Raw genomic sequence first — 20,667 nt, 5'->3', positions numbered from 1 at the left:
TCGCCCGCCCGTCAGTCGATCCGCGCGCCGGACGCCCTCACGATGCCCGGCCAGCGGGCGGCCTCGGCCTTCACCAGCGCCGCGAACTCCGCCCGGCTGCCAGTGGCCAGGTCGAAGCCCTGGGCGCGCAGGTTGTCGGCGACCTCCGGGGTGGCCATAGCGCGGCGGGTCTCGGCGTGCAGCCGATCCAGCACCGGCTCCGGCGTGCCGGCGGGGGCGAGGAGGCCCTGCCAGGTCACCACCTCGAAGCCGGGAAAGCCGCTCTCGGCCACGGTCGGAACATCAGGAAGGGAGGCGGCGCGGGCGGAGCCGGTCACGGCCAGGGCCCGGATGCGGCCGCCGCGGATGTGCTCGATGGCGGCGGGAAGCGTGACGAGAAGGCTGTCGATGTGGCCGGCCACGAGGTCCACCACGGCGGGGCCGCCGCCGCGGTAGGGAACGTGGGTGGTGTTGAAGCCCAGGGTCTGGCCGAGGAGGATGCCGCCGAGGTGCCCGATGCTACCATTGCCCTGGCTGGCGAGGGTGAGCTTGCCCTCCGCCTCCTGCCCCAGGCGCCGGTAATCGGCGAGGGTCCTCGCCTCCAGCCCGTTCTTCACCACCAACACCTGGGGCGCGCGGACGAGCTCGGCGATCGGTGCGAAGTCGCGGACGGGGTCAAAGCTGATCCGGGGGTAGAGGGCGGGGTTGATCGCCAGCGGGTCGGAGCCGACGAGGATCGTCAGCCCGTCCGGCCTGGCGCGGGCCACGAGATCGAAGGCGATGTTGCTGCCGGCGCCGGTGTGGTTCTCCACCACCACGGGCTGGCCGAGCGGGCCGGTGAGGGCGCGGGCGACGCTGCGGCCGAGGATGTCCAGGCTGCCGCCGGGCGCGACGGGCACGACGATCCTCACGGGGCGGTCGGGCCAGGGCGCGGCCGGGGCCTCGCCGCCCTGGGCGAAGGCCGGGCGGGCGGCAGCGGGGCCGGAGAAGGCCAGAGGAGCAGGAATCGCCGCCGCCAGGGCGAGGAGGTTGCGGCGGGAGAGGTCACGCATCGGTCGTTGCACCAACAAGGTAGGGCATCAGAGATGGTTTTTCTCCGGTAAGGATGAAATACCGGCAACAAAAAGATTTCCTTGCTATCATAGCCCCGCTTTGAGAAAGGATTTGGCCTATGCCGTCTCCGCCGGAGTTGGACTCCACCGACCGCGCGATTCTCCGGCTGATCCAGCGGGACGCGGCACTCTCCCTCGCGGCCATCGCGGAGGCGGTGGGGCTCACCCCGACCCCGTGCTGGAAGCGCATCCGGCGGATGGAGGCGGCGGGAGTGATCACCGGCCGCGCCACCCTGCTGGACCCGGCCCGGGTGGGCCTGCCGCTCTCCGTCTTCGTCTCGCTGGAGATCGGGGACCATTCCGCCGGGTGGATCGAGGCCTTCGCGTGGAGGGTTTCCGCCATGCCGGAGGTGCTGGAGTGCTGGCGGATGGGCGGGGACGTGGACTACCTGCTGCGCGTGGCGGTGGCGGACATGGCGGCCTACGACGCCTTCTACCGCCGGCTGACGGCGGAGGTGCCGCAGCTGCGCAACGTCACCAGCCGCTTCGCCATGGAGCGGGTGAAATCCACCACCGCGCTGCCGGTGTAACGAAGCGTGCCGTGTTGATGCCCTGGGACGCCTGCCGCATAACGCCCCCGTGACACGCGCAGCCCCCCACCCCGTCCTGATCGCGCCCTCCCTCCTGGCCGCCGACTTCACGCGGCTCGCGGAGGAGGTGGCCGCCATCGAGGCCGCCGGCGCCGACTGGCTGCACCTGGACATCATGGACGGCCACTTCGTGCCGAACATCTCCTTCGGCCCCGCGGTCGTGAAGGCGCTCCGCCCCCTCACCCGCATGCCCTTCGACGTGCACCTGATGATCGCCCCGGCCGATCCCTACCTGGCCGCCTTCGCGGAGGCCGGGGCGGACCTGATCTCCCTCCACCCGGAGGCGGGGCCGCACCTGCACCGCTCCCTCCAGACCATCCGGGGGCTGGGGAAGAAGGCGGGGGTGGTGCTGAACCCCGGCACCCCGGTGGAGGCCGTGGCGCCGGTGCTGGACCTGCTGGACCTGATCCTCGTCATGTCCGTGAACCCCGGCTTCGGCGGGCAGTCCTTCATCGACAGTCAGCTGGCGAAGATCGCGGCGCTGCGGGCGACAATCGACCGCTCGGGCCGCGACATCCGGCTGCAGGTGGATGGCGGGGTGACGGCGAAGACCGCGTCGATGTGTATCGAGGCGGGGGCAGACGTGCTGGTGGCCGGCACCGCCGTGTTCGGGGCACCGGACCGCGCGGCCGCCATCGCCGCCCTTCGCGGCCCCGCCCGAAATATGTCTGCCGGCGCCGCCCGCAACATTGAGGACGCCCGGGCATGAGCGGCTGGCTGCGCGGCGCGCGCCGCACCCTCTCCGGCCTGAAGCCCATCCGCGTGCCGGAGGCTCCCTCCCGCGCCTTCCGCGACCTCTGGCCCGGCGACGTGGCCCGGGCGGGGAAGCTGATGGAGGGCGAGCTGGAGGTGGCGGGCACAGTACGGCCGCTGCCGGACGACCCCTCCGCCTTCGGGCCCGGCGCAGGCGGCCCGGCCTGGCGCGCGGCGCTGCACGGCTTTGCCTGGCTGCGCGACCTGCGGGCGCTGGGCACGGATGCGGCGCGGATGCACGCGCGGGACATCACCCGGCTCTGGCTGGAATCCGGCACCACGGACCCCGTGGCCATCGCGCCGGAGGTGGTGGGAGCGCGGCTCTCCGCCTGGCTCGGCCACTGGGACTTCCTGGCCGCCACGGCCGAGGACGGGCTGCGCCGGGCCCTGATGGCGCGGCTGGCCGCCGATGCGCGCGGGCTGGTGGCCGGGCTGCCGGCCGAGGCGCGGCACCGGGGGGCCCTCGTCGCTCTCAAGGGCGCCCTGGCGGCCGCGGTGGCGCTGGAGGAGGAGCCCTGGCTCACCCGCTGCCTGAAGCTTCTGCCCGCGGAGATCGATCGCCAGATCCTGCCCGACGGCGCCCAGGTGGAGCGCAGCCCGGGCATCCTGCTGCTGGCGCTGCAGGACCTGATCGAGATCCGCAACCTGCTGCACGGCGCGGGGATCGAGGCGCCGCCGCACCTCGCCCACGCCCTGGACCGCGCCGCCCCCGCGCTGCGGCTGTTCCGCCACGGCGACGGGGGACTGGCCGCCTTCAACGGCACGCGGGAGGAGGCGGCGAGCCTGCTGGACCTCGTCCTCACCCAGGCCCAGGCCCGCGGGCGGGCGCCGCTCATCCTCGGCGATGCCGGGTTCCAGCGCCTGCAGGCCGGGCGCACCCTGGTGATCGCGGATTGCGGCACGCCGCCCCCGCGCAACGGCGCCACGGCGCCGGGCGGCCTGCCGCGCGGGGCGGACCGGCTGCACCATGCCGGCACCCTCTCCTTCGAGATGTCGATCGGGCGGGACCGCCTGATCATCAACTGCGGCGCGGCGCCGGCGGCCGAGGGCGCCTGGCGCGACGCGCTGCGCGCCACCGCCGCCCACTCCACCCTCACCCTCGCCGACACCAACAGCAGCGAGCTGACGGAGGACGGGCTGGGACGCCGCCCCGAGCACGTGGAGGCCGAGCGCCACGAGGCGAGCGGCGCCCAGTGGCTGGAAGCCACCCATGACGGCTGGAAGAAGGGCTTCAACGCGATCCACCGCCGCCGCCTCTACCTCGCGGAGTCCGGGGACGACCTGCGCGGCGAGGACATCGTGGAGGCCGACGACCTGCCCGCCTTCACCGTGCGCTTCCACCTGCACCCCGCCGTGACGGCGACGCTCGCGGAGGATGGCGGCTCGGTGATGCTGCGCCTCCCCTCCGGCACGGCCTGGCGCCTGCGCGCGCGGGGCGGGAAAGTCTCCGTGGAGGACAGCGTGCAGGTCTTCGGCGAGGCGCGGGCGGCGACCCAGGTGGCGGTGGCCGCCGAGGCCGGGTCCGGGCAGGTGCAGTGGGCCATCGGGCGGGTGGCGGCGACGGAGGGGTGAGCGGCCGGGGGAAGGGCCTGGCCCCTTCCCCGCCCTGGTCCTCACACGGCCCGCCTCAGAGGCGCGCGCCCGGCAGGGCGCTGGCCTGCCGTACCCAGTCCGCGAGGCGGGCCTCGTCGACCCCGTCCTCCTCGCGGATGTCGAGGTAGCGGACCTCCGCCTGCTTCGACCGGCCGGGCGGCACCGGATCCAGCGAGGCTCCGCGGAAGAAGGTCACCTTCACCAAGCGGTCGAACCCGTGAAAGCCCAGGAACCAGGCCCCCTGCTCCATCCCGTAGAGCGGCGTGTTCCACTTGACGGCCTTGCGGACCCCCGGGACCGTGCGCCCGACCACCTCGTCGATCGCCGCACCGACCCGCCGCTTCCAGCCCGGCATGGCCGCGATATAGGCCTGGACCGGCGCGTCGCCCTCGCCTTTGGGGATCTGCGGGTTCCCGCCCGCGAGCAGCCTCGGCTCCGCCACCGTTCGAATCCTGTCCTGGGGTGCCCAGCCTCGGCCGGGTCCGTCCGCGAGGCCAGCGAAGGTTACAGGAAACAGCGGCCGGGGTGGGGTGCAGCGGCTTCTTTGCCGCCCGGGCGTCGTGCCCGCCTCTGCCGGGACAACCCGCGCCCCCTCGCCACGTTTCCACCCGCGCGGGCCGCTACGGGGCGCCGTGGCGGGTTCATCCCCGGATCGAGGAGAGAGACATGGACAGCGATCGGATCATCGGCGCCGGCAAGCAGGCGGCGGGCGAGGTGCAGGAAGGCGTGGGCAACCTGATCGGCGACAGCCGCACCCAGGCCCAGGGCCGGAAGAACCAGGCCCAGGGCGAGGCCCAGAACCAGATCGGGCAGCTGGAGGACTACATCCGCGACCAGCCGCTGACGGCCGCCGCCATCGCGGTGGGCTTCGGCTGGCTGCTGGGCCGCCTGCGCATCATCTGATCGCGGCGGGGCCTCGGCCTTCTGCGGCGCGCCGGTCCCCGTGGCCGGCGCGCCGTTTCGTCCTGCCATTTCGTTCTGCCGTTTCGATCTGGGTCCGGCACGTAACGGATCGTCGCTCCCCCTTCGGGCCTGGGCACGGGCCCCTATCTGCGGCGCATGATCCTTCTGCCGCGCCGGCCGCTGATCGGCCTCGCCCTGGGCGCCCTGGCGCACCCGGCCCTTGCCCAGTCCACCCTTGCCCAGTCGGCGGGGGACGCGCTCGGCGATGCGCTGCGGGAAGCGGCTTCGGGCCTGCCGCGCCTGCACAGCGTGACGGTGGCGCGGGAGGGGCGGCTGCTGGCCGAGATGCGGCTGCGCGGCCCGGCGCCGGACGCGCCGCAGAACATCAAGTCCGCCTCCAAGACCCTGCTCGCCGCGCTGGTGGGCATCGCGATCGACCGCGGCGTGCTGCGCGGGGTGGACCAGCCCGTGCTGCCGCTGCTCGGCCCGCGCCCGCCGGGGCTGGACCCGCGGGCGGAGGCGATCACGATCGGGCACCTGCTGACCATGCGGGCGGGGCTGGAGCGGACCTCCGGCGCGAATTACGGCGGCTGGGCTGCCGCGCGGGATCCCGTGGCCTACGCCCTGACCCGGCCCTTCGTGGACGAGCCGGGGGGTGGGATGCAGTACTCCACCGGCTCCACCCACATCCTCGGCGCGGCGCTGGCGCGCGCCGCGCGCCGGCCGCTGCTGGAGCTGGCGCGGGACTGGCTGGGGGAGCCGCTGGGCATTTCCGTGCCGCCCTGGCCGCGCGACCCGCAGGGCCGGTACTACGGCGGCAACGACATGCGGCTGACACCGCGCGCCCTGCTGCGCTTCGGGGAGTGCTGCCGCCTGGGCGGCGCCTGGAACGGGGCGCAGGTGATCCCCGCCGCCTGGCTGGCGGAGAGCTGGGTGCCCCGCACGCGGTCGGCCTGGAGCGGGCAGTCCTACGGCTACGGCTGGTGGATCGCGGCGGCGCGCGGGGTGCCCGTGTACTTCGCCTGGGGCTATGGCGGGCAGATGCTCTACCTCGTGCCCGCCCTGGGGCTGAGCGCGGTGATGCTGTCGGACCCGGCCGCGCCGCGGGACCCGGAGCACATGGCGGGGCTGCACGGGCTGCTGACGGAGACGATCATGCCGGCGCTGGGCGCCGCGGGCTGATGCCCTTGGCCGGTCCGGGCGGCTTGCCCCAGGATCGCGTGCCCCGGCCGGAGTCCGCGCATGATCACGATCCACCACCTGAACAATTCCCGCTCCCAGCGGGTGCTCTGGCTGCTGGAGGAGCTGGAAGTCCCCTACGAGATCCGGCGCTATCAGCGGGACCCGCAGACCATGCTGGCGCCGCCGGAGCTGCGGGCGGTGCACCCGCTGGGCAAGTCCCCGGTCCTGACGGAGGGCGGGCTGACGCTGGCCGAGACGGGCGCGATCGTGGAGTACGTGCTGGAGCGCCACGGCAACGGGCGCCTGGTGCCGGCGAAGGACGGGCCGCACCACTGGACCTACCGCCACTGGATGCACCACGCGGAGGGCTCGGCCATGCCGCCGCTGGTGATGGCGCTGCTGTTCAACGCCATGGGCCGGCGCGCCCCGCCGGAGGCGCAGCCGGTGGCGGAGAAGCTGGCCCAGGGCATGAAGGGCGCGATGGTGGAGCCGAACCTGGAGCGGCTGAAGGATTACTGGAACGCCGCCCTGGCGGGGACGGGCTGGTTCGCCGGGCCGGAGATGACGGCCGCCGACATCATGATGAGCTTCCCGCTGGAGGCCGCCTCCTCTCGCTCCCCCTTCGGAGACCGGCCGCACCCGGCGGCCTTCCTGGCGCGCATCCATGAGCGCCCGGCCTATCGGCGCGCGGTGGAGAAGGGCGGGGAGTACGCCTACGCCCGGTGACGCGCCGGGACGCGTGACCGGCTGCCTGACCGGGCAGGCGCAAGTAACGCTTCCCGCCCGGCCATGCCGACCCCAAAATAGGGGAATGGCCTCCCCTGTTCCCGTCCCGCACGACACGCCGGACCCCGATTTCGCCGACCTCCTCGCCCGGCGCCCGCAGCTGAAAGCGCACGCGCTGGACGGGCTGGTGATGGACGACGTGCCACTGGCGGAGATCGCGCGGCAGGTCGGCACGCCGACCTGGGTCTATTCCGCCGCCACGCTCCGACGCCGCCACGGCACCCTGCGGGACGCGCTGGCCGATGCCGGGCTGACGGCCTCCATCCACTTCGCGGCGAAGGCGAATGACAGCCTGGCCGTGCTGCGCGTGCTCGGCGCCGAGGGCGCGGGCGCGGACGTGGTGAGCGAGGGCGAGCTTCTCGCCGCCCGCGCCGCCGGCATCCCGGCGGGGCGCATCGTCTTCTCCGGCGTCGGCAAGACGGAGCGGGAGATTGCCCTCGCCCTGCGCGAGGGCATCCTGCAAATCAACGCGGAGAGCGCGGAGGAGATCGAGCGCATCTCCGCCGTCGCCGACGCGATGGGCGCCACCGCCCCGGTCTGCCTTCGCGTCAACCCGGACGTGGACGCGCGCACCCACGCGAAGATCTCCACGGGGCTGGCGGAGAACAAGTTCGGCATCCCCTACACGGACGCCCCCGCCCTCTACGCCCGCATGGCCGGGATGCCCGGCATCCGGCCGGTGGGGCTGGCCGTCCATATCGGCAGCCAGATCACCGAGGGCATGGCGGGCTTCCGCGCCGCCTATGCGCGCGTGGCGGAGATGGCGCAGGCGCTGATGGGCCGCGGCCTGCCGGTGGAGCGGCTGGATTGCGGCGGTGGCCTCGGCATCTCCTACCGCGACGAGGCGCCCCCTGCCCCCGCAGCGCTGGCAGGGGCCATCAGGGCCACCCTCGGCCCGCTCGGCCTGCCCGTGATGCTGGAGCCTGGGCGCTGGATCGCGGCACCGGCGGGCGTGCTGCTCGCCTCCGTCGTGCTGCAGAAGCGCGGGGCGAACCGGCGCTTCGTGATCCTGGACGCGGCGATGAACGACCTGGTGCGCCCGGCCATGTACGAGGCCTGGCACGGCATCCTGCCCGTGGCGCCCGATGCGCTGCACGCCCCCGCCTCCCCCGCCGACGTGGTGGGGCCGGTCTGCGAGACGGGGGACACCTTCGCGCGCGGCCGCGCCCTGCCGGACCTGCCGCCGGGGGCGCTGGTGGCCTTCCTCGACGCCGGGGCCTACGGCGCCACCATGTCCTCCACCTACAACGCCCGCCCCCTGGCGGCGGAGGTGCTGGTGGACGGGCACCGCTGGGCGGTGACGCGGCCGCGTCAGCCGCTGGAGGCGCTGCTGGCGCACCAGGTGGTGCCGGACTGGCTAGGGCCGACCGCTTGAGCGGGCCCGGACCCCGCCGGACCGAACCAACGGGCCCCGATCGCAAAGCAGGGGCGGGCAGCCCCGTGCTGCGCCGCCTCGGCCGCCTCCGCGCCAGGGCGCGGGCCGCCCTTCTCTGGGAATCCCTCTGGCCCCGCGCCTGGCCGGCGCTGGGCGTGGTGGGGGTGTTCCTCGTCCTCGCCCTCTCGGGCCTCTTCCTTTTCCTCTCGCCGCTGGCGCACCTCACCCTTCTCGCGGTGCTGATCGCGGCCCTGGTGCTGGCGCTGATTCGCGGGGCGCGCGGCTTCACCCGCCCCGGGAACGACGCGGCCGACCGTCGGCTGGAGCGCAGCTCCGGCCTTTCCCACCGTCCGCTCGCGACGCTGCTGGACCGCCCGGCCGGGGGCGACGCCGCGGCCCAGGCCCTCTGGCGCGCCCATCAGGCGCGGGAGGCGGCGCGGATCAAGGCCCTGCGCGTGGGAACCCCCCGCCCGGGGCTGGCCGCGCGCGATCCCCGCGCCCTTCGCACGGGGCTGGCCGTCGCTCTCGTCGCCGCGGGCGTCATGGCGGGCGGCGAGGCGCCGGAGCGGCTCCGCCGCGCCCTCTGGCCCGAGGGCCCCGCCGCCGTGCCGCCCCTGGCCGCGAAGCTGGAAGCCTGGGTGACCCCGCCCGCCTATACCGGTGCCCCGCCGGTCTTCCTCGACCCTGCCGGTGGGGGCGTGACGGTGCCGGCAGGCAGCCGGATGCGCGCCGTGCTCTCCGGCGGCCCCGCCGTGGGCACGGCGCCGGAGCTGCTGCGCGACGACGCGCCGCTGGCCGCCTTCCAGCCCCTCGGCTCCGGCAGCCACAGCGCGGAGGCGGTGCTGGATGCGGGCGGCCGCCTCCTCATCCGCCAGGGCGGGGCGGAGGTGGCGGGCTGGACGGTTACCGTACAGGCGGACGCCCCGCCGCGGATCGCCTTCGCCGAGCCCCCGGCCGGGGCGGCGCGCGGCCTCGCTACGCGCATTCCCTGGCGCGCCGAGGATGACTGGGGCGTGGCCTCCGCCCTCGCGGAGATCCGGTTGGCGGCCCGGCCCGAGGCGCCGGCCCTCTCCATCGACCTTCCCGTTCCGGCCGGCGCGCCGAAGGCGCCGCGCGGGGTGGCGCAGCCCGACCTCTCCGCCCATCCCTGGGCCGGGCTGCCCGTGCGGATGCGCCTGCTGGCGCGGGACGGCGCCGCGCAGGAGGGGCGGTCCGAGGAGGTGGCGCTCACCCTGCCGGAGCGGGGCTTCAACCACCCCGTGGCGCGCGGGCTGGTGCTGCTGCGGAAGGGCCTCTCACTCGATCCCGGCGCGCGCGGGCGGGCGATGGAGGGGCTGGACCGGCTCTCCGAGCAGCCCCAGGCCTTCGAGAACGACACGGCCACTGCCCTGGCCCTGCGCTCCGCCCGCGGGCGGCTGGAGGACCAGCGCCCCGAGGCGGTGGGCGAGGCGCAGCAGACCATGTGGGACACGGCGCTGGCCCTGGAGGAGGGCCGCGCCGACCGCACGGCCCGCGCCCTGGCCGAGACGCGCGAGCGCCTGCGCGAGGCCCTGCGCGAGCGGGAGCGGCAGGAGCGCGAGCGCGCCGAGGCCCAGCGGGAGAACCAGCGGGAGAGCCAGCGGCAGGAGGAGGCCCGGCGCGAGGCCGAGCGGCAGGAGACCCAGCGGCAGCAGGACGCCGCCCGCGACGAGAACCGCCAGCAGCCCCCGGGCGAGAACCGGGACAACGCGGCCCGCCAGCAGGAGAGGCAGCAGGCGCAACGCGAGGCCGAGCGCCGCGAGACCGAGCGCGATGCGCAGCGAGAGGAGACGGACCGCCGCATCCAGGAGCTGCGCGAGGCCGTGCGCCGCCACCTCGACGCCCTGGCCGAGCGACTGCAGCGCGAGAACGGCGAGGACCCCGCCGCCCCCCGCCCCCGCGCCCGCCAGCAGGAGCAGCGCGAGGCCGAGCGCCGCACCGACCGCATGCGCGAGCAGAACCGCCAGGACCGCCCCGAGGACGCCGAGCGCGAGTTGGCCGAGCTGGAGCGGATGCTGGAGGATCTGGAGAACGGCCGCATGGCCGAGAACCAGCGGGAGGAGCGCCGCCAGCGCCGCGAGCGCGGCCAGCAGCAGATGGGCGTGATCCAGGACATGGTGCGCCGCGAATCACGCCTGCTGGACGGCGCCCACCAGCGATCCGAATCCGACGCCACCCGGCGGGAGCAGGCGCGCCGCCCCAACTATCCCTGGAACCGCAACCCGCCGCCGCCCGAGCCCCCCTCCGCCGCACCGCCCCCCGCCGCCGACGCCCGCACCCAGCGCGCCCTGCGCCGTGCCCTGGGCGAGCTGATGCAGCAGCAGGGCGACCTGACCGGCGAGGTGCCCGCCCCGCTCGGCCGCGCCGACCAGGCCATGCGCGAGAGCGCCGAGGCCCTGGCCGGCGGCACCGATCCCCGCCCCCACCAGGAGCGCGCCATCCGCGAGCTCTCCGAGGGCGGCCGCCAAATGGCCCAGCGCATGCAGCGCCAGTTCGGCCGCCCCGACCAGGGCGAGCCCGGCGAGGGCCAGGAAGGCGAGGGCGAGGGCCAGGGCGACGCCATGGCCGAGGGCGGGGAGCAGGGTGGCCAGGGCCAGGACCAGATGGCCCAGAACGGCGAGGGCCGCGATCCCCTGGGCCGCCGCCTGCGCGAGGGCACGGGCACGGCCGAGGAGGGCGGCGACACCCGCGTGCCCGACGAGGCGGAAATCCTGCGCACCCGCCGCCTTCAGGAAGAGCTGCGCCGCCGGCTGGCGGAGCGGGAACGGCCGACGACCGAGCTGGACTACCTCGACCGCTTGCTGCGGCTGTTCTGATCGGTCCGGAACCAGGGGGCGCCGCCCCCTGGAACCCCCGCCAAGGGCCTGAGGCCCTTGGATTCCCATCGGGCTGCCGCCATGCCGTTCTACGATGGTGTCTCTGCGTATGGGGCCGATCCTGCCCTTGCAGTCGCCTCGGGTCATGGACCCGAGGCGCACCGTCAGCAGGGTTCTTCCCCAAAGCCGAGAAGAAGATGATGGTGAGGGGTCCGGGGAGAGGAAGAATTCCTTCTTCCTCTCCCTGGCCACGGACCGTCAGCTCAATCCCCGAATCCCTGTTCCCGCAGCAAGGCCGACGCGATCGCCCGCGCTTCGGCGAAGCCCTCCGCGCTCTGGCGGCTGATCGGGCCGCTGACGACGAGGGCGCCGAGGAAGGTGCCGTCGTTCTCCCGGACGGGGATGGCGATGGAGGCGAGGCCGGGGTCGCGCTCCCCGGCGGTGGAGAGCCAGCCCTGGTGTTGCAGTTCCCCGGCCAGGGGCGTGGCGCCTCCGGTCCCGGCGAGCAGCACGTGGGCGGCGGCGCCGCCGGCGGAGAGGGGCAGGCGCTCGCCGGTTTCGACCTGGTGGCGGAGCGAGCGGGGGGCGTTGACGCGGCAGAGGCAGAGGCGGTCGTCGCCGTCGCGCTCGTAGAAGGCGGCGCTCTCGCCGGTGCGCTCCATCACGGCCTGGAGGACGGGCATGAGGCGGGCGGTGATGTCGCGGGTGGCGGCGTAGAGCGCGGCCAGGCGCAGGGGGGCGGGGCCAGGGGCGTAGCGGCCGTCGGGTTCGCGCCGGAGATAGCCGTGGGCGATGTAGGTCCCGAGGATGCGGAGGAGCGTGGCCTTGTCCAGGCCGGTCAGGGCGGCGAGCTCGCGCAGGTGCAGGCGCGGCCGGTCGTTGGTGAGGCAGGCGAGGACGAGGAGGGCGCGGTCCAGCACGCCGGAAGGGGGCTTGGTGGCCGGTGCCGGGTTGGCCATGATGGCGGGGTTGTCCCTTTCGGTCTCCGCTTGACGTCGCGGAAGCGGTCCCGGAGAGTTCATTCAATAAAACGCATTTCATTCAATGAAGCAAGGCGGAGGGCTGCGCCCGTCGCCGGGAGAGGTAGCCCGATGAGCGAAGCGCCCGAGAGGACCGATCTGCGGAACCACAGCGCCCATTGGGGGGTGTTCCGCGCGGGCTGGGCGGATGGGCGGCTGGTGGTGCAGCCCCATCCTGGCGATCCCGACCCCTCCCCCATCCTCGGCAACTTCGCCGATGCGCTGCACCACCGGGCCCGGGTGGCGCGGCCGATGGTGCGGCGGGGCTGGCTGGAGAACGGGCCGGGGCCGGACCGCCGCCGCGGGCGCGATGAGTTCGTGGAGATGGGCTGGGACGAGGTGCTGGACCTGCTGGCCGGCGAGCTGCGCCGGGTGAAGGAGGCGCACGGGCCGGAGGCGGTGTTCGGCGGCTCCTACGGCTGGTCCTCGGCGGGGCGGTTCCATCACGCGCAGAGCCAGGTGCACCGGTTCCTGAACACGTCAATCGGCGGCTACGTGCGCTCGGTGAACTCCTACAGCGCGGGGGCCTCGGCGGTGATCCTGCCGCACTTCATCGGGCCCTTCGACGCGGTGGCGCGGCGGGGCGTGACCTGGACGCAGGTGGTGGCGCACACGGACACGGTGCTGGCCTTCGGCGGCATGGCGCTGAAGAACTCGGCGGTGGCGAGCGGCGGCGTGAGCAGGCACATCGAGCGGGATTCGATGCGGCGGGCGCGGGAACGTGGCGCGCGGTTCATCAACATCTCCCCGCTGCGGAGCGACCTGCCGGAGGAGGCTGGGGCGGAGTGGCTGCCGGTGGTGCCGGGCACCGACACGGCGATGATGCTGGGCATGGCGCACACGCTGGTGGCGGAGGGGCTGCACGACACGGCCTTCCTCGACCGCTTCTGCGTGGGCTTCCCGCAGTTCGAGCGCTACCTGATGGGCACGGAGGACGGGCAACCGAAGAGCGCGGATTGGGCGGCGCCGATCTGCGGCGTTCCCGCCGACACGATCGTGGAGCTGGCACGGCGCGCGGCGCAGGGGCGCACGCTGATTGCCATGGCGCACGCGCTGCAGCGGGCGGAGCACGGCGAGCAGCCCGTGTGGATGGGCGCGGTGCTGGCGGCGATGCTCGGGCAGATCGGGCTGCCGGGCGGGGGCTACGCCTACGCGCTCGGGGCGCTGGCGCATTATGGGCGGCAGCAGAACGCGGTGCCGATCCCGACCCTGCCGCAGGGCACCAACGGGGTGAAGAACTTCATCCCCGTGGCGCGGATCAGTGACATGCTGCTGAACCCCGGCGCGGCCTTCGACTACAACGGCAAGCGGATGCACTACGCCGACATCAAGCTCGTCTACTGGGCCGGCGGGAATCCCTTCCATCACCATCAGGACCTGAACCGGCTGCGCGAGGCCTTCGCGCGGGTAGAAACGCTGGTGGTGCACGAGACGGCCTGGACGGCCACCGCCCGCCACGCGGACATCGTGCTGCCCTGCACGATGACGCTGGAGCGCGAGGACATCGGCGCGGCCGCGACGGACCCGCTGATGGTGGCGATGCACCGTCTGGCCGAGCCCTTCGGCGAGGCGCGGGACGACTACGCGATCTTCGCCGGGCTGGCGCGGCGCCGGGGCGCCGAGGAGGCCTTCACGGAGGGGCGGGACGCGGCGGGCTGGCTGCGGCACCTGTACCTGCGGACGCAGGCAGCGCTGGAAGCCAAGGGGCTGCCCGCGCCGGATTTCGACACATTCTTCCGCGAGGGCGAGCTGACCCTGCCGCAGGAGGAGGATGATGGCGGCATCGTCGGGCGCTTCCGGCGCGATCCGGACGGCGCGCCTCTGCCGACGCCGAGCGGGAAGCTGGAGATCTTCTCCGAGACCGTCGCGGGCTTCGGCTACGACGACTGCCCCGGCCACCCCGCCTGGCTGCCGCCGGTGGAGGTGCCGGATGCGCGGCACGGGCTGCGGCTGGTGGCGAACCAGCCCTACACGAAGCTGCACAGCCAGCTCGACTTCGGCGGCTACAGTGCGGGGGAGAAGCGGCGCGGGCGCGAGGTGGCGCGGATGAACCCGGCGGACGCGGCCGCGCACGGCATCGCGGAGGGCGACATCGTGCGCCTGTTCAACGACCGCGGCGCCTGCCTGGCGAGCGCGGCGCTGACGGAGAGCGTGATGCCCGGCGTGGTGCAGCTGCCCACCGGCGCCTGGTACGACCCGGTGGATGCCGCCGAGGAGCGGCCGCTCTGCGTCCACGGCAACCCGAACGTGCTGACGCGGGACGTGGGCACCTCCCGCCTCGCCCAGGGCTGCACGGGGCAGCTGACGGTGGTGGAGGTGGAGCGCTTCGAGGGCAACCTGCCGCCGGTCCAGGCCTTCGAGCCGCCCGTTCCCGCCCCTGGGTCGGCGGCGCGCGCGTGAGCCTCTACCGCGGCATGGACGCCGCGGCGCTGGACGTGGAGTACAACGCCCGCGCCACGACGCCGGACATGCCGGCGATCGTGGCGGGCTACCGCACGCGCACGGAAGCGGCGAAGGCGGCGCTGAGCTGGTCCACCCACGCCTACGGCCCGACGGAGCCGGAGCGGCTGGACGTGTACCCGGCCGGGCCGGGTGCCCCCGTGCTCGTCTTCATCCATGGCGGTTACTGGCGGGCGCTGGATTCGGCGGATGGCGGCTCCATGGCGCCCGCCTTCGTGGCGGCGGGGGCCTGCGTGGTGTCGGTGAACTACACCCTCGCCCCGGCGGCCTCCCTGGACCGGATCGTGGACGAGTGCCGGCGCGCCCTGGCCTGGGTACACGCCAACATCGCGCGCTTCGGCGGCGATCCCGCGCGGGTCCACCTCTCCGGCAGCAGCGCGGGCGGGCACTTGGCGGGGATGCTGCTCGTCCGGGGATGGCAGGCGGGCTATGGCCTGCCGGAGCGCGCGGTGGCGGGCGCCACGCTGCTCTCCGGCCTCTTCGACCTGACGCCCCTGCCCCATACCCACATCAACGCCTGGATGAGCCTGGACGCGGCCTCCGCCGCGCGGAACAGCCCGGCTCTGCTGCCCCTGCCCTCCGGCCTGCCCGTGCTTCTGGCCTATGGCGACACGGAGACGGCGGAGTTCAAGCGGCAGACGACCGATTTCGCGGCGGCGCTGCGGGGTGCGGGCTGCGACGCCGCGCTGGTGCCGGCACGGCCGGGATCGAACCACTTCGACATCGTCTTCGACCTCGGCGAGCGGGGTAACCCGCTCTTCGAGGCGACACGGCGGGCGATGGGGCTCTGAGCCCTCCCCGGGAGAGAGAAGACCCTCTTCCGACCCCGCCGCCGTGTTGATGTCATCGTTCCGACATTGCACGCCGCCACGTTCCCCTTATCAAGGCGCCGCCAATCAACGGAGGCAGCCATGCCGGTGCAGGCCGAGGACGGGGAGTCGTCCTGGCTCAAGCTCGAGCTTGAGGACGACTTCGACGAGGAGCTGGAACAGGAGGTGGACGACGCCCGCCTGCCGCCCGAGCTGCGGGAGTTGCACCAGCACCGGAAGAAGGCCTCGATCGACCGCGGCCTCTACTTCCGCGAGCTGCTGCGCCTGCAGTCCGAGCTGGTGAAGCTGCAGGACTGGGTGGCCCACAAGGGGTTGAAGGTCGTCGTCCTGTTCGAGGGGCGCGACAGCGCGGGCAAGGGCGGCGTAATCAAGCGCATCACCCAGCGCGTGAACCCCCGCACTTGCCGCGTGGTGGCCCTGCCCGCCCCGTCCGACCGCGAGCGCACGCAGTGGTACTTCCAGCGCTACGTCTCCCACCTTCCGGCCGCCGGCGAGATCGTGCTGTTCGACCGCAGCTGGTACAACCGCGCGGGCGTGGAGCGCGTGATGGGCTTCGCCGACGACCGGCAGGTGGAGGACTTCTTCCGCGATGTGCCGGATTTCGAGCGGATGCTCGTCCGCTCCGGCATCCTCGTCGTCAAGTACTGGTTCTCCATCACCGATGAGGAGCAGCAGCTGCGCTTTCTGATGCGGATCCACGATCCCATCAAGCAGTGGAAGCTCTCCCCCATGGACCTGCAGTCCCGCGTCCGCTGGGAACGGTATACCCGCGCCAAGGAGGAGATGTTCGAGCGCACGAACATCCCGGAGGCGCCCTGGTACATCGTGGAGGGCAACGACAAGAAGCGGGCGCGGCTGAACTGCATCGCCCACCTCCTCTCCCTCATCCCCTACGAGGAGATCCCGCGCGAGCCGGTGCTGCTGCCGGAGCGCGTGTTCAACCCGGATTACGAGCGGCGCACCCTTCCGCCGGAACTCTACGTGCCCGAGGCGTACTGACGGAGCGCTCCTGGCGGTCAGGTGCGCCTGTGGCCCCAGGGGCGCCGCCCCTGGACCCCCAGGGCAAACGCGAAGCGTTTGTCCCGAGCCGGGGTGGCAGCGGCCACCCCGGACCCCGCGATCGGGCTGCCGCGGATGCGATGATTGAAGGGGAGCGCCGAGAGGCTCGCGACGCCGCGTCGGCCTGGGCTGCCCTGTCAGTCGCCTGAGGTCATCGACCTCAGGCGCATCCCCAACGCAGCCTTCCGCGGCAGCCCTCTAGAAGAAGATGAGTGGGGGTCCAGGGGGAGAGAATTCCTTCTCTCCCCCTGGGGCCGCCGGAGACACCGCTAGAAGGACAGGTTCGTCCGCAGGCTGAAGACCGAGGCCGGCCCGCGCGCGGCGTTGTGGCCGGGCGAGGCGATCAGCTGGTAGTCGAGGGTCACGGCCGCGCCCGGGGCGAGCTGCACGGAGTAGTAGGTTTCCAGCACCTTCTCCGGCCGGTAGTTCAGCCCGCCGTCACCGAGCAGGCCTCCGGTGCCGCCGGCGGCGAGGTAGCGGCGGTGGCCCGGCGAGAGGCCGGCGATGCCAATGCCGAGGCCGAGCGTGTCGTCGTACCGGCCCCAGGCGTTCCCCGCGATGGAGAGCCCGGCGGAGACGGACCAGTCGGCTTCCGTGAACATCCAGTTCCGGGTGCGCCCACCGGTCCAGGCCGCGCGGGCGAAGACGCCGATGGAATCCGTCAGCGCCTGTTCTGCGTTGATGGCGGCCAGGGGCTGGGTGCGGGTGCGCGCCGCGGGCTCCGGCGCGTCCTCCAGCACGGCGCGGGTCAGCGCGTCCCAGCGCGCGCTGCGGAGCCGGGTGAGGCCGCCGATGAGGCGGAGGGCGCCGGGGCGGCGGCCAGACCACCAGAAGCGGTCCACCTGCGCCACCACCTGCTGGTGTTTCAGCGGTTGCGGGTCGAGAGAACTCGCCTCGATGCTGCGGGAGACCTGGAAGGCGCCGAGGCGGACGGCCCAGCGCTGGTTCTCGTACTCCGCCACCACGCCGTTGGTGCCGCCGCGCGGGTCGGCGGCGTTGGGGAAGGCGGCGGAGGCGAAGAGGCCCCAGTTCAGGAACTGGGTGGAGGCGTCGACGGCGTAGCGGTTGGCATCAAAGAAATCGAGGACGGAGACGCGGCCGGCGGTGAGGGTGATGCGCTCCGCCGCCAGGGGGCCGGCGAAGCGGGTGGGGTCGCTGTCCTGGCCGAAGGCGTCGTAGGACAGGTCGATCGTCTGGCGGATGAAGGCGTGGCTGAGATAGCCGTCCCACACGCGGTCGCGGCCCGCGGCCAGGCCGTTCGGGTACTGCGCGACGCCGCGCACGCCGGACAGGCCGCGGCCGCGCAGCAGGGTGGGGATGACGATCAGCTCCGCCCCTTCCCACAGGCGACGGCCGAGGACGATATCCAGCGCCTCCGTGTCGGCCACGGCGGGGCCGGGGCGGAAGCTGTTGGGGCCGGTGTAGCGGGCGCGGAAGCCCGGGCTGGCCTGGACCACGGTGGTGAGGCTGCCGCGCAGGAGCCAGCCGGCCTGTTCCAGCTCGTCCAGGCCGAGGGTCAGGCCGCCGATCCCGGCGTCCAGGTTGTCCTGGTAGATCGGCGCGGCCGAGCCATAGACGCTGTTGGCGCGCTGGGCGGCGGCCCGGCCCGCCGGCAGCAGGGCGAGCAGGACGCCGAGCGCGGCGGCCACCGCCATGCGGGGCGGGGCGGCGCGGCCCGGCCAGGGCCCTGCGCCTCCAGGCCTCACCGGCCTGCGGAGTGCCGCGGCCGCGGGGCGGTCCTCTCCCGGCACTCCGTCATGCTTCGGCTCTAACCCATGCGTCGCCGCCCCTGTGTGAAGAGGGCGTGACGCGCCGGAGGAGCGAGGCAGGGGGGCGCAGCGCCGGGCCCGGCGGGGCGTTCCTTCCGGCGAGCCGCGCCCGACCGCACGGCAGCTTCGCGGAGGAGCCGATGATCCGGGTGCGTCTCGAGGCCCAGGCGCCGGAGGGCGGCGTGCCCCGTTCCGTGGGGACGGGGGAGGTGGACGAGGCGCTGCGGCAGCGCCTGCAAGGGACGCTGGAGGCACGCCGCAGGGAGGACCCGGCCGCCGCCGATGTCGCCTTCGAGACGGCGGAGGGCACCCACCTGGCGCTCTGGGAGGGCGGGACCCTGGCGGTGATCCGGCTGGCCACGCACCTGGCGGCGCTGAGCTGGCCGGGCTTCGAGCCTCTGGGGGAGTGAGCCCTCCCGCGCCGGGCCTAGGCCGCCGGCGCGGCGGCGGGGTTGCGCGCGCTCCACTCCGCGAAGATGCGCTCCAGCAGCTCCACCTTCTTGCAGTCCTGGGCGGCGGCAGCGCGCTTGAAGGCGCGGCGGAACTCCGGGGTGACGCGGAAGTTCAGCGGCTCGGTCCGCTCCTTGGCGGGCTTCGGCGCCTTCTCCTTCAGCTTCTCGGGAGCCTTCTCAACGGCCTTCCCGGATTCCTTCGCGGGCCCCTTCGGGGCCTTGGCGGGCGGCAGCGCCGCCTTGGCGGCCGGCTTCGGGGGGACGATCCGCGCGGAATCGGCCTTGGCGGCCTGCGGTTCCCTGACCTTGGCGGCGGCCGGCATCGCGGGCCTGGATGCCGCCGTCCTCGCGGCCTTGGCGACGGGCCTCGCGGCCTTGAACTCATCCGGCCTCGCGGCCTTGCCATTCTCCGGCCTCGCGGCCTTTGGTTCCGCCGCCTTCGCGCCGGCTGGCCGGGCTTCCGCGGCGGCCGGCCGGGGTCTGGCGGGCTTGCGGGCGATGGGCCTCGCGGCCTCGCGCCTGGTCGGACCCTGCATGTGTCGACGTCCTTGCGTGCCGGGCCCCGGGCCGTCCCGGCCGGGGGTGCGCCGGTGAAGTTTCAGTGTCAGGCGGAGGCTATGGGCCGGCCTTCTGGCGTGCAAGCGTGCAAACGTGCAGAAGGGTTTCCGTTGGCTGGGCGGGAGGCGGCGGCTTGACGGAAGCGGGATTGGTGGTCCGGTCGGGGCACGTCGCGGCCCTGCGCCTGTTCGACCTCGCCTACGAGATCGACCTGCGGCGGGCCGAGGAGCTCTGGGCGCAGCGCACGGCCGGCGCCGCCGCCCGCGCCCGGCTGGCCGGCACGCCATCCAAGGCCGTGTCCTTCGGCGTGCCGCCGCTCGCCCTCGCGCTCGGGCCCGTGCCGGTCGCCCTCGGCGGCGCCACGGTCCAGGCCGAGGCCAGCGTGCGGCTCTACGACTTCGGCATCGCGGCGCTGGCACTGCACCTGCCCGCGCAGGACCTCTCCTGGTCCGCCTTCACGGCGCTGGTGAACCGGACGGACGGGGCGGTGGGACCCGCCGCCGGCACAGAGGTGTGGGACGGGCTTCTGGCCCGGCTGCGCGAGGTGCTCGGCGAGGCGCTGGACCGCCCGACCGCGACGCCCCTGCAGGAGGACTACCTCATCGCCGTGGTGAACGCCTTCGGCGAGCCGATCACCGCGGAGACGCTGCAGCAGCGGGTGGACCTCGTGCCGCTGCTCTCGGGCGAGGAGCGGCCGCTGTCGGAGGGCGCACGGCGCGACCTGCTGGCGCAGCGCTTCTCCTACCACCCGGACGACCTGGCGGTGATCACCTGGGACCGCGCCTTCATCCTGGAGCCGCGGCGCGAGACGGACGTGGCCGACGTGCTGGAGATGGCCAACGCCCAGCTCCTGGAGCTGCGCAGCTACGACGAGATGCTGGACGACGAGCTGCCGCGCATGCGGGCCCTGGTGGAGGCGGCGCGCAGCCGCACCAACCTGCTGGCCTCCCGCCGCTACGCGCGCCTGGCCCGGCAGCTGCACACGCTGGTGGCGGAGGTGACGGAGCTGGCGGAGCGCGTGGACAACGCCCTGCAGGTGACGGAGGACGTCTACCTCGCCCGCGTCTACGCCGCCGCCATGGGGCTGTTCCGCGTGCCGCAGGTGAGCGCGGCGGTGGACCGCAAGCTGGAGATCATCCGCCAGACCTACACCGCCCTGCACGGGGAGGCGGCCGGGGGCCGCGCCGAGCTGCTGGAGACCGCCATCCTGCTGCTCATCGCCGTGGAGATCGTGCTCTCGCTGATCCGGCACTGATCCGCGGCCCCGCGGCCGGTTTTCTCCCTTGGCTGGCAGCGAGAATCGCTGTAGCCTTCCCGTCACCGTTCCTTCATTTCGGTTGTCCACAGAGTTCTCCACAGATCGCGTGGAGAGCTTTTTTCGGTCTGCCGTCGCCAGTTGCGGCGAACCCTTCA

Annotated in this window: 18 protein-coding genes; 13 read left to right on the top strand and 5 right to left on the bottom strand. The window is 74.0% G+C overall.

Going from position 1 to position 20,667, the window contains the following annotated elements; translation table 11 throughout:
* Positions 1-11: 11 nt before the first annotated feature.
* A complete protein-coding gene (locus VQH23_RS10040; protein ID WP_338665501.1) occupies positions 12-1,031 on the bottom strand; it encodes a tripartite tricarboxylate transporter substrate binding protein in 1,020 nt (339 codons plus the stop codon).
* A gap of 119 nt (positions 1,032-1,150) precedes the next feature.
* Here VQH23_RS10040 and VQH23_RS10035 point away from each other — a divergent pair, with 119 nt between their 5' ends.
* The 3 genes from VQH23_RS10035 to VQH23_RS10025 are packed head-to-tail and all read left to right on the top strand — an operon-like array spanning position 1,151 to position 4,006.
* A complete protein-coding gene (locus VQH23_RS10035) occupies positions 1,151-1,621 on the top strand; it encodes an Lrp/AsnC family transcriptional regulator (protein WP_338665500.1) in 471 nt (156 codons plus the stop codon).
* Between the two features lie 49 nt (positions 1,622-1,670).
* Entirely contained in the window at positions 1,671-2,390 is a 720-nt protein-coding gene (gene rpe / locus VQH23_RS10030; RefSeq protein ID WP_338665499.1) for a ribulose-phosphate 3-epimerase, read from the top strand.
* On the top strand, positions 2,387-4,006 hold the full coding sequence (locus VQH23_RS10025; protein WP_338665498.1) for a heparinase II/III family protein: 1,620 nt from the start codon (positions 2,387-2,389) through the stop codon (positions 4,004-4,006). The genes rpe and VQH23_RS10025 overlap by 4 nt, the downstream gene beginning before the upstream one ends.
* A 55-nt stretch (positions 4,007-4,061) precedes the next feature.
* On the opposite strand, the gene VQH23_RS10020 is transcribed toward VQH23_RS10025, so the two are convergent.
* Complete coding sequence (locus tag VQH23_RS10020; protein WP_338665497.1) at positions 4,062-4,469, bottom strand: DUF1801 domain-containing protein; 408 nt, start codon at positions 4,467-4,469, stop codon at positions 4,062-4,064.
* 224 nt (positions 4,470-4,693) lie between these two features.
* Here VQH23_RS10020 and VQH23_RS10015 point away from each other — a divergent pair, with 224 nt between their 5' ends.
* From VQH23_RS10015 to VQH23_RS09995, 5 genes are all read left to right on the top strand, one after another.
* Positions 4,694-4,930, top strand: coding sequence for a CsbD family protein (locus tag VQH23_RS10015; protein ID WP_338665496.1), 237 nt, complete (start codon positions 4,694-4,696; stop codon positions 4,928-4,930).
* A gap of 156 nt (positions 4,931-5,086) precedes the next feature.
* Positions 5,087-6,112, top strand: coding sequence for a serine hydrolase (locus VQH23_RS10010; RefSeq protein WP_338665495.1), 1,026 nt, complete (start codon positions 5,087-5,089; stop codon positions 6,110-6,112).
* Positions 6,113-6,172: 60 nt separating this feature from the next.
* Complete coding sequence (locus VQH23_RS10005; protein ID WP_338665494.1) at positions 6,173-6,838, top strand: glutathione S-transferase; 666 nt, start codon at positions 6,173-6,175, stop codon at positions 6,836-6,838.
* An 85-nt stretch (positions 6,839-6,923) separates the two neighbouring features.
* Positions 6,924-8,273, top strand: a complete 1,350-nt coding sequence (gene lysA / locus VQH23_RS10000) for a diaminopimelate decarboxylase (RefSeq protein ID WP_338665493.1) — start codon at positions 6,924-6,926, stop codon at positions 8,271-8,273.
* Between the two features lie 65 nt (positions 8,274-8,338).
* A complete protein-coding gene (locus VQH23_RS09995) occupies positions 8,339-11,107 on the top strand; it encodes a DUF4175 family protein (RefSeq protein WP_338665492.1) in 2,769 nt (922 codons plus the stop codon).
* 263 nt (positions 11,108-11,370) lie between these two features.
* Here the strand turns inward: VQH23_RS09995 and VQH23_RS09990 are convergent, their stop codons facing one another.
* Entirely contained in the window at positions 11,371-12,066 is a 696-nt protein-coding gene (locus VQH23_RS09990) for a helix-turn-helix domain-containing protein (RefSeq protein WP_338665491.1), read from the bottom strand.
* Between the two features lie 132 nt (positions 12,067-12,198).
* Here VQH23_RS09990 and VQH23_RS09985 point away from each other — a divergent pair, with 132 nt between their 5' ends.
* The 3 genes from VQH23_RS09985 to ppk2 all read left to right on the top strand — a co-directional run bounded on the left by VQH23_RS09985 (position 12,199) and on the right by ppk2 (position 16,415).
* Positions 12,199-14,526, top strand: coding sequence for a molybdopterin guanine dinucleotide-containing S/N-oxide reductase (locus VQH23_RS09985; RefSeq protein WP_338665490.1), 2,328 nt, complete (start codon positions 12,199-12,201; stop codon positions 14,524-14,526).
* The gene (locus VQH23_RS09980) at positions 14,523-15,377 is read left to right on the top strand and encodes an alpha/beta hydrolase (protein ID WP_338665489.1); all 855 of its coding nucleotides are present in this window, start codon (positions 14,523-14,525) and stop codon (positions 15,375-15,377) included. Before VQH23_RS09985 ends, VQH23_RS09980 begins: the two co-directional genes overlap by 4 nt.
* 120 nt (positions 15,378-15,497) lie before the next feature.
* Positions 15,498-16,415 carry a polyphosphate kinase 2 gene (ppk2, locus tag VQH23_RS09975; RefSeq protein ID WP_338665488.1) on the top strand — a complete coding sequence of 306 codons (918 nt, stop codon included), beginning with the start codon at positions 15,498-15,500 and terminating at the stop codon, positions 16,413-16,415.
* A gap of 329 nt (positions 16,416-16,744) precedes the next feature.
* Here ppk2 and VQH23_RS09970 read toward each other — a convergent pair whose 3' ends face one another.
* Positions 16,745-18,130, bottom strand: coding sequence for a carbohydrate porin (locus VQH23_RS09970; protein WP_338665487.1), 1,386 nt, complete (start codon positions 18,128-18,130; stop codon positions 16,745-16,747).
* 254 nt (positions 18,131-18,384) lie between these two features.
* Between VQH23_RS09970 and VQH23_RS09965 the strand changes: the two genes are divergently transcribed.
* Positions 18,385-18,654: a hypothetical protein gene (locus tag VQH23_RS09965; protein WP_338665486.1), complete on the top strand. Its 270-nt coding sequence runs from the start codon at positions 18,385-18,387 to the stop codon at positions 18,652-18,654.
* 17 nt (positions 18,655-18,671) lie between these two features.
* Here the strand turns inward: VQH23_RS09965 and VQH23_RS09960 are convergent, their stop codons facing one another.
* Positions 18,672-19,019 carry a hypothetical protein gene (locus VQH23_RS09960; protein WP_338665485.1) on the bottom strand — a complete coding sequence of 116 codons (348 nt, stop codon included), beginning with the start codon at positions 19,017-19,019 and terminating at the stop codon, positions 18,672-18,674.
* Between the two features lie 368 nt (positions 19,020-19,387).
* Between VQH23_RS09960 and VQH23_RS09955 the strand changes: the two genes are divergently transcribed.
* On the top strand, positions 19,388-20,509 hold the full coding sequence (locus tag VQH23_RS09955) for a hypothetical protein (RefSeq protein WP_338665484.1): 1,122 nt from the start codon (positions 19,388-19,390) through the stop codon (positions 20,507-20,509).
* Positions 20,510-20,667: the final 158 nt, after the last annotated feature.

This window comes from Pararoseomonas sp. SCSIO 73927, assembly GCF_037040815.1.
GTDB lineage: Bacteria > Pseudomonadota > Alphaproteobacteria > Acetobacterales > Acetobacteraceae > Roseomonas.
The sequence above is the reverse complement of the archived record's forward strand: the minus strand, read 5'-3'. Positions and strand labels throughout refer to the sequence as shown.

Excerpts from the sequence above, each read along its gene's own strand:
- VQH23_RS10040 (WP_338665501.1), bottom strand. The coding sequence starts at position 1,031 with ATGCGTGACCTCTCCCGCCGCAACCTCCTCGCCCTGGCGGCGGCGATT.
- VQH23_RS10035 (WP_338665500.1), top strand. The coding sequence starts at position 1,151 with ATGCCGTCTCCGCCGGAGTTGGACTCCACCGACCGCGCGATTCTCCGG.
- VQH23_RS10025 (WP_338665498.1), top strand. The coding sequence starts at position 2,387 with ATGAGCGGCTGGCTGCGCGGCGCGCGCCGCACCCTCTCCGGCCTGAAG.
- VQH23_RS10015 (WP_338665496.1), top strand. The coding sequence starts at position 4,694 with ATGGACAGCGATCGGATCATCGGCGCCGGCAAGCAGGCGGCGGGCGAG.
- VQH23_RS10010 (WP_338665495.1), top strand. The coding sequence starts at position 5,087 with ATGATCCTTCTGCCGCGCCGGCCGCTGATCGGCCTCGCCCTGGGCGCC.
- VQH23_RS10005 (WP_338665494.1), top strand. The coding sequence starts at position 6,173 with ATGATCACGATCCACCACCTGAACAATTCCCGCTCCCAGCGGGTGCTC.
- lysA (WP_338665493.1), top strand. The coding sequence starts at position 6,924 with ATGGCCTCCCCTGTTCCCGTCCCGCACGACACGCCGGACCCCGATTTC.
- VQH23_RS09990 (WP_338665491.1), bottom strand. The coding sequence starts at position 12,066 with ATGGCCAACCCGGCACCGGCCACCAAGCCCCCTTCCGGCGTGCTGGAC.
- VQH23_RS09985 (WP_338665490.1), top strand. The coding sequence starts at position 12,199 with ATGAGCGAAGCGCCCGAGAGGACCGATCTGCGGAACCACAGCGCCCAT.
- ppk2 (WP_338665488.1), top strand. The coding sequence starts at position 15,498 with ATGCCGGTGCAGGCCGAGGACGGGGAGTCGTCCTGGCTCAAGCTCGAG.
- VQH23_RS09970 (WP_338665487.1), bottom strand. The coding sequence starts at position 18,130 with ATGGCGGTGGCCGCCGCGCTCGGCGTCCTGCTCGCCCTGCTGCCGGCG.
- VQH23_RS09965 (WP_338665486.1), top strand. The coding sequence starts at position 18,385 with ATGATCCGGGTGCGTCTCGAGGCCCAGGCGCCGGAGGGCGGCGTGCCC.
- VQH23_RS09960 (WP_338665485.1), bottom strand. The coding sequence starts at position 19,019 with ATGCCGGCCGCCGCCAAGGTCAGGGAACCGCAGGCCGCCAAGGCCGAT.